Annotated in this window: 8 protein-coding genes; 3 read left to right on the forward strand and 5 right to left on the reverse strand. The window is 37.0% G+C overall.

Annotated features, from left to right (window positions below; all coding sequences use genetic code 11):
• Window positions 1–1,179 (forward strand): DNA (cytosine-5-)-methyltransferase (gene dcm, locus D7V32_RS16490; protein WP_120403876.1); only part of this gene is annotated, 1,179 nt, incomplete at its 5' end.
• On the opposite strand, the gene D7V32_RS16495 is transcribed toward dcm, so the two are convergent.
• The 3 genes from D7V32_RS16495 to mobQ all read right to left on the reverse strand — a co-directional run bounded on the left by D7V32_RS16495 (window position 1,180) and on the right by mobQ (window position 3,467).
• Window positions 1,180–1,833, reverse strand: a complete 654-nt coding sequence (locus D7V32_RS16495; RefSeq protein WP_120403877.1) for an NgoBV family restriction endonuclease — start codon at window positions 1,831–1,833, stop codon at window positions 1,180–1,182.
• 195 nt (window positions 1,834–2,028) lie between these two features.
• On the reverse strand, window positions 2,029–2,499 hold the full coding sequence (locus D7V32_RS16500) for a hypothetical protein (RefSeq protein WP_120403878.1): 471 nt from the start codon (window positions 2,497–2,499) through the stop codon (window positions 2,029–2,031).
• Window positions 2,496–3,467 carry a MobQ family relaxase gene (gene mobQ / locus D7V32_RS16505; protein WP_004897098.1) on the reverse strand — a complete coding sequence of 324 codons (972 nt, stop codon included), beginning with the start codon at window positions 3,465–3,467 and terminating at the stop codon, window positions 2,496–2,498. The genes D7V32_RS16500 and mobQ overlap by 4 nt, the downstream gene beginning before the upstream one ends.
• Before the next feature lie 195 nt (window positions 3,468–3,662).
• Here mobQ and D7V32_RS16510 point away from each other — a divergent pair, with 195 nt between their 5' ends.
• Window positions 3,663–3,947 (forward strand): hypothetical protein, encoded by a 285-nt coding sequence (locus D7V32_RS16510; RefSeq protein ID WP_004871868.1) that lies wholly within the window; start codon window positions 3,663–3,665, stop codon window positions 3,945–3,947.
• Here D7V32_RS16510 and D7V32_RS16515 read toward each other — a convergent pair.
• Window positions 3,944–4,240 (reverse strand): hypothetical protein, encoded by a 297-nt coding sequence (locus D7V32_RS16515; RefSeq protein ID WP_120403879.1) that lies wholly within the window; start codon window positions 4,238–4,240, stop codon window positions 3,944–3,946. The genes D7V32_RS16510 and D7V32_RS16515 overlap by 4 nt on opposite strands.
• A 57-nt stretch (window positions 4,241–4,297) precedes the next feature.
• Window positions 4,298–5,281: a RepB family plasmid replication initiator protein gene (locus tag D7V32_RS16520; RefSeq protein WP_120403880.1), complete on the reverse strand. Its 984-nt coding sequence runs from the start codon at window positions 5,279–5,281 to the stop codon at window positions 4,298–4,300.
• A gap of 603 nt (window positions 5,282–5,884) precedes the next feature.
• Between D7V32_RS16520 and D7V32_RS16525 the strand changes: the two genes are divergently transcribed.
• Window positions 5,885–6,055, forward strand: a 171-nt coding sequence (locus D7V32_RS16525) for a DNA cytosine methyltransferase (RefSeq protein ID WP_147394240.1), incomplete at its 3' end; no start/stop codon positions are given.

A 6,055-nucleotide genomic window follows, 5' to 3' on the forward strand; every position in this document is an offset into this window, starting at 1 on the left:
GGAGATATTACAAAAATAGATAGCTCTGAAATTCCTGACTTTGATGTTTTATTGGCTGGATTTCCTTGCCAAGCTTTTAGTAGTGCAGGAAAACGTCAAGGTTTTTTAGATACTAGAGGAACTATGTTTTTTGAGGTTGAAAGAATCCTCAAAGAAAAAAAACCACAAGCTTTTATTCTTGAAAATGTTGATGGATTGGTAAAGCATGATTTATTAAATAAATCGGATGAAATGGGACAAACACTCACTATTATTTTGCAATCATTAAGAAATCTTGGATATTTTGTTTCTTGGCAAGTACTTGATGCTAGTAATTTTGGGGTTCCTCAAGCAAGGAAGCGTATTTACATCACAGGTACGCTTAATTCATCGGTTAACTTGGATGGATTTGAACCAATAGTTAATACATTAGATTCTGTATTGGAAAAAAATAAACCTCTGTTACAGGGTAAATTAATAGACTTATTGCTAAATCACTATCAAATAGATGATTTATATGGAAAATCTGTTAAAGATAAAAGAGGTGGATCAAATAATATTCATAGCTGGGATATTGAGTTAAAAGGCTCCGTATCAAAAGATCAACGTGAGCTTCTTGGCAAAATTATGAGGGCAAGAAGAAATAAAAAATGGGCTGAGTTAAAAGGTATTCAATGGATGGATGGAATGCCACTTACTATTGAGGAAATTACTACTTTTTACGAACACCCAAATCTTCAAGAAATGCTGGATGATCTTTGTAAAAAGAAATATGTGAAATTAGAACACCCTAAAGATGTAGTTACGTTCTTAGATGATAATGGAATTAAAAAGCAAAAACGTGAGTATAGAGAAGATATTGAAAAGGGGTATAACATCGTAGCAGGCAAGCTAAGTTATGAAATCAATAAAATTCTTGATCCTAAAGCAGTAACTCCAACACTTGTTGCTACAGATTTAGATCGAATTGTTGTACCTGATGGCAAAGGATTAAGATTGTTAACAGATATAGAACAGAAACGCCTATTTGGTTTTCCTGATGACTATATTTTAAATGTTAAACCTAAAGAAGCATTTGATCTTTTTGGAAATACTGTTGCGGTTCCCGTTGTTAAAGCCGTAGCAACTAGATTACTTAATGCCGTTTTTAATAGCGATAAAAGAGATAAAAAACGGCACAATCAACTAGAACTGATTTAATTATAGAACTTGTCCAGTTCTGATTAGATAATTTTGTTGAACAGTAGCTAACCAATTTATATGTCTATTTGGATAGAAGTGCTGTAAAGCTTGATCTAATGCAATAACGAAATCCAATCTTTGCCCAAAGAAAGTGATTCTTGGGCTATTGGATCTCCAGTTTTTAGGACGAATATTTACAGGAACACCCTGTTTCACTTGTAAATTTAATATATTAGTATCAGATGGTCCCGCCATTTCCCAAATTTTTTTTACCCAAATATTATTAATCGTCACGATGCCACCAGCTTGTAAAAAATATTCAAAAACAAGGTGGTCTGTATCAAGCCTTTCAGGCTCTGTTAAAAGACTTCTAGTAAAAGCATCAAAGTTAGCCAAATCGAAATTTGGGCTAGCAGTTCCATCGAAAGCTTTAAACTCTAAATGTGTTCCATCACCAAGAATGAAGTCAGGCCAAGATTGAGCATTGGGACCTGGTTGCCAACTGAATCCATTCAAAGTCATCCAATTTCCAAACCAATCTTGTAGTAAACCACCTATTACATCTTTTGTAGACACATGCACATTTACTCCTAGAAGATTAAATGAAATAACCCCAGAAGAACCAATAAGATTCTGAGCTTGTAATAATGGAATAATTTGTGTGTATAGCATTTTAATCTTTACTATTTGGAATAAAGTTATTGATTAAACTGCAAAAGAATGAATTTTCCAAGAATACTTTAAGGCTATTTAATATGGCTCGATGCTTTGAAATATGGCTTTAGCCATGTTTCAAAGTCGGGCAACTTTGCGACTGCTGTCATTGATTCGGTGATGGCAAGAGCCGAGCAAAGTACTGTCTAATCATTATTTTGGGTCAATCACACAATAATCCTTATTCGCTCCGTGACAGTCATTTTTCATGATGCGAACGCAAGACTTCCCATTGCAATTTTTAATATCTAGGCTGTATTTTTGTTCTAGCCATGCAACGTCTGCTCTACGCTGTTTGATTTCGTCCATGCTCGGCACATATAAAAATAATGCTAAAAAGAAAACGATCAGCAAGCTAACAAAAGCACTGGCGTAGATTGCCATGAATCGCCAGTCAAGTTGATTGGTTGCATTGTTTAATTCCTGAATACTGTTGTTGAGTGCGTCTATTTGCTTCTGATTGGCGTTTTTTAGGTGTTTTTCGGCCTTATTGAGTACTCCGCTAGCCACTTCCTTGTAAAACGCTTCTAATCGCTTGTTATCGTCTGCTATGGCTTCTCGATACTCTTTCATAGATGCCAGTAAAATATAGAGCTGGTCATCTAGGTCGTTTTGGTTGCTCATCGGTACATTCCGCCCTGATCTAAGTCTTGTGATGCTTTACGGTTGGCTCGCTCGGCTTGCTGTTGCTCTAGTTTTTGCTGTCGTTGTATTTCGGCTTGGCGTTCTTGTTCTAGGCGTTTAGCTTCTTGGTTTTTCTGCCATTGCTCGAAGCCTTGCTCGGCACGGTTTAAACCGTGCTGTAAAACGCTATCTGTGCGCTGTTGCTGTTGTTTGAGGTGTTGGGCGTTGTGTTGCTTCACATGGTCGTTATAACGGCTGATTTCGGTGTCTATGCCTTGTCTACGGAGTTGAGTGACCGAAGTCCCCTCATGAATGGTGGCTTGTAGTCCATTGTTCTGATCGGCATAGCTGCGGTGGTCTATTTTTTCTCGGTAGCCTGCTCGCTCCAGTGCGTGATTGGCTAAGTCCGCCCATGTTTCCCGAATCTGTTTGATGTCGTCTTGGGTTGTTCCCATATTTAGGCTTTTGCGTTTGGCATTACTTAACTCAATATCTGTTTTTGTCGTCAAAGTGAGTTTATTGTCAGGGTCTAATTCAGCTTTTCGGGTGGTCAGCATGATATGGGCGTGATGGTTTTTATCATTTCCGCCTTTGCTGGGTTCGTGAATGGCTAAATCTGCGATCACGCCATAGCGATCAACAAGTGATTGGGCAAACTCTTTTGCCAAGTCCTTACGTTGATCTGCATCCAGTTCATCAGGTAAGGCAATCACCCATTCTCTAGCGGTTCGAGCATCTTTGCGGTTTTCGGACTGTTCCGCCAAGTTCCACAACTCGCTACGGTCTATTTCTATATCAAGGTTAGACACAATTTCGCTATGGGCGACACCGTCCTTTCTCGTAAAGTCGTGGGTTAGTCCTGTTCGTTCATCTTTGAGTTTTTCCCCTGAACGGTAGGCAGACGATGCAACCGCAGTTCGTCCCGAACTTCGATTCACTGTTTTTGTTGAGCAATGATAAATCGCCATTTTTTCTTTCGCCTTTTTAAATTGCGTAGCAATTTTTTGGGGTTAAGGGGATTCCCCTTACGCAACGATGACTTGAATGAAATTCAAGTCGTAAGTGCGCATTTCATGAAAAACACGATAGCATATTACCCGCTTGAATTTCAATTCATAGGGTCTTATGCTTGAGTGGTTTTCTATATTCCGAAATTAACCGTTATGACTAAATCTGCTGAAAATATCGAAAAGAAAATTGAAGCCCAGTTAGAGAAGCTGAAACAGTTAAAAGCACAGAAACAGGCTATTGAAGCAAGAGAACGTACCAAAAAGAAAGAACAGGAGCGCAAGGATGATACTCGGCGTAAAATTTTGCTCGGTTCTTACTTGATTAAGAAAATGCAGGCAAATGAAGCCAATAAAGAAAAAATATTGGCTGAACTCAACGAATATTTAACAGAAAATAGAGATCGACAGCTTTTTGATTTGCCCGACATTGAAGCCTAATTTTTCTTAGCTGTTTGGTTGTTTTGTTCGGCTTGATACTCTGGAATGAGCGTATTTAAAACCTTTTGAATATTGTCCTTGTCTTCTATCTGCAAATTATCTCGATAGTAAATTAAGTCCTGTATTTTGCTTTCCATCTGCATTTTTTCGGTGGGTTCGGCATCTTTGGATATTCGGGATAATAGGAAGATATAACCGCAAATATTTTCCCTCGCAATTTCATAATTTACGATGTCTAGGTATTCAACACCTACATGCTTGAGGTCTGCGGATAGGTTATCTAATTTGATCATGGCTAGAATCCTGATTTTTCTAAACTTGGATAAACGGATATTGAAATAGAAAATTACTTAATCTTTAAAATCCGTTTCAGTCCGCAATGTTTTAAAAATCCTCTTTGCCGTTTCTTCTCGGACGGATGTAGGGTCACGTAAAATATTGGCAATCCATATTGCAAACGCTGAATAATCTTTATTGTCGGCTAAGTCTGAGATGCTATGAACCTTAGACAATACTGAACTGTAGGTTTTAATTTGACTGTCAGATAAGTTGCTGAACATATCTATAGTTTTTTGATCTCGTTGAGATTCTATTTTTTTAGGTGATAATTTTTGCTTAAATTTCAATTCTATGTGTGTGAACTTGCGCCCTGTTTTTAACAGTTTATATTTAATTGTAATGGGAGATTTTTCATTAAGTTCATCAATTGCGGTATCTATTACCCATCTTTTTAAGTCTGCCGTTAATGGATATTTATTATTTAAATCAAGCATATTGCGCAAGTCATCAAGCCTTATTTTTCGATAACCTGTACTCTTGAACTGCATCATTAATTCATAAAATCGAACGCTATACCCACTACTTACTCCTGCTATGTCTTGAAGAAAATATTGTGTGAAGTTAGACGATAAGTTACTAATAAAAGGTAATACAGACTTACTAAATCTTATTGCAGCCAAAATATAATCTTCTGCATAAGGATCGCTTCCCGTTACCTCTTGGATAAATTCAGGATTAGCCAAAGCCCAGTCACTATTGTATTTCATGATGTCTTGAACCCATCGAGTTTTAAACGTCCCTGCTTCAGTTGTTATTGTGATAACTCTATTAAAAAGTCGATCACATGCTTCTCTGATTTCCCTGCTTGCTGTTTTTGGGTTAACACCTAACTCAATAAATGATTCCCTTGTGACGCAATAACCTGTGTTATCTGTCACTTCTTCACCTTTAGGTATACAGGCTATAGCGGCCAAAATTAAGCGCTGTTCATTCAAAGACAGTTGATAACTAGCTTCAATAATATTATTTGCCTTGACTACTAAGAGCCTACTCATTTTTGTATTCCTTATTATTAACTATGAGAATAATATATCACCTCATAGTTATGCGTCAATCCCTCATAGTTATGCGTCAATCCCTCATAGTTATGCGTCAATCCCTCATAGTTATGCGTCAATCCCTCATAGTTAAACCTTGCAAAGCCATGCACAGCATAGCTTTGAGTAGGGTCTAAAAATCTTTTAAAATATTTAAAAATATAAAAAAGAGAGGACTCTTAAAACTGCCCTATGTACTCGCTAAAGCTCGTACTCTATTGAAGCTCGTACCTCGCTTCGTGGGGCAGTTTTTGGTTAATCCTATTTGTGAAATCAAAAAGCAAAAGCATTAATAATGTATTCGCTTTGCTCATACTTTTTTAAAAGCAAAAGCTCCAAAGTTCGCACCCATTCGGGATGCTCTGTACCTACCGTTTAAAATCGAAAGGGAGCTTGTAATCAGGGAAAAAACGAGGGCAAAATTTTTATGATGCTCAATCGCTCGTAGACACTCGCTCGGCTAAATAAATCATTGATTTAATTTGACATATAAGAAACTAGTGGAACCTCTTAAAATTAATTGCTACTATTGCCAATTAAATGAGTTTTGAATTTTATCTTATGCAAACAATTAAATTTATCGACTTATTCGCAGGTATGGGCGGATTTCGACTAGGTTTTGAACAGGCTGTTTTAGAACAAAAAAAACAGCCTGTTTGTGTCTTTAGTTCTGAAATAAAGCCTTATGCAATTCAAGTTTATAAAGATAATTATAATAATGAAGATGTTGCT

The sequence above is a fragment of the Acinetobacter tianfuensis genome, from assembly GCF_003611465.1.
GTDB lineage: Bacteria > Pseudomonadota > Gammaproteobacteria > Pseudomonadales > Moraxellaceae > Acinetobacter > Acinetobacter tianfuensis.